Raw genomic sequence first — 1,439 nt, 5'->3', positions numbered from 1 at the left:
CCCAAGCCCCCAGCGGCTGGCGGACGCAACAAATTGAGCAACGTCATTACCAAGCCATTAGCCAATTGCCTGCTATTTGGTATGCCAGTGATGGTTCAGCATTTGGAGAAGGTGAATTACCGCACCTGGGCCTTGCTCATCAATACTTAAACCACTTCCGCTGCCAAAGCGATTACCAGGAACTGCTTTATCGAACTGCCCTGCCAGTGGGTGTACGCACCGGTGTGGCTGGCCCGCTGGGCAGCAGCTCCGCCAGTGAGCCRGTGGTGCTGGGACCCAACAGCGTCATYGACCTGCCAGAAGGTGCAAGCTTTCAGTTCGTTGAAATCCAAGCGCGTTCRTTAGCGGAACATCGCAGYTGGCTGGAGCTGCTTGATCAAGGTATGCGCCGTGATGCCTTGATCCCTTCTGGCGCCCAGGGKGCWCCRCGSACGGCCACTGAAATATCAATGGCTGCATCACAGGCCTACGCCCTGCTGCAGAGCCAGGCGATACAAAAGGCCTCGATGTTTTCTTCTTTGCTGCAGCACTGGTGCGCCATTACAGGGGAAGCACTGCCTGATAACGATGGGSCTGCACTAATCGTGGCAATTAGTCCTTTGGCACCARCTSCWAAACCAYMWCCAACRGTGGCTGAAATGCTGCARCTGCAGGAGAAGGGAATYATTAGCGAGCAGGCMTTGCGGCAATGGCTGGGGGATCTAGCTGGTGTGGCACCAGTTACTAAATGAGCAGTAGCAGTAATCGGCCCGCTTCTAGCTGGCAGCCGTCTGAYCAAGAAGCAATCCGCCAGTGCTTGGCGCTACCTGCAACGGTGCCATGTCTTGCTGCTATTGCAAAGGCAATGGCTGATCTWGAACGCCAACACCCATCAGGTGTATTAAGCGCCAGGGCTTTATTGGATGCAGTAGCACTGATTGATCAGMAGTTGCTTTCACCTGCTGCTGATCAAGAAAAAGCAATCCAAAAGCAGAGCAACTCAAGGCCAATTGCAGGCTCAGTTGCAGCAACAGGTGATGCACCACTGCAAAAAGCAGATGTGATCACCTACGACACATCACTACTTAGGGAAGACACTGAAACCACCTATGCCACACCCAGCTCAGCAGCAACTGCATTACTAAATCAAAGAAGGCGATATAGCGATCAGTTACTGCTATTACTGCCAAACCTAAACAGCTGGATGCAATTCACCGCTGCTGCTACCTTGAGATTGGGCAGTGTTTCCATACTGCGGGGTTAGTTGATGGCAATAGCCAAGACCCACAAGGCCAAGACCCACAGGGCCGAGATCAGCCCACGCCAATTCACTAGCGGTCAAAACCACGGGCAACAGCAATGGGTTGAAACTCCATTGCAAGCATTTGCTAATGCACGCTTGCTATTAAATGAAAACGCAAGGCCTGGTGATAAAACCTCACCTGTTATTGCTACTCATG

The 1,439-nt window shown here is 52.6% G+C and carries 3 protein-coding genes; all 3 read left to right on the top strand.

Annotated features, from left to right (window positions below):
- Window positions 1–731: DUF4055 domain-containing protein (locus tag C7K08_RS14110; protein WP_117434665.1), on the top strand; the 731-nt coding region annotated here is incomplete at its 5' end.
- The gene (locus tag C7K08_RS14105; RefSeq protein ID WP_106501135.1) at window positions 728–1,243 is read left to right on the top strand and encodes a hypothetical protein; all 516 of its coding nucleotides are present in this window, start codon (window positions 728–730) and stop codon (window positions 1,241–1,243) included. The genes C7K08_RS14110 and C7K08_RS14105, both read left to right, overlap by 4 nt.
- A gap of 3 nt (window positions 1,244–1,246) precedes the next feature.
- Window positions 1,247–1,439: hypothetical protein (locus C7K08_RS16205; RefSeq protein WP_153062431.1), on the top strand; the 193-nt coding region annotated here is incomplete at its 3' end.

The organism is Synechococcus lacustris str. Tous (assembly GCF_003011125.1).
Lineage (GTDB): Bacteria > Cyanobacteriota > Cyanobacteriia > PCC-6307 > Cyanobiaceae > Synechococcus_D > Synechococcus_D lacustris.
This window is presented reverse-complemented; position numbering and strand designations above follow the sequence as displayed.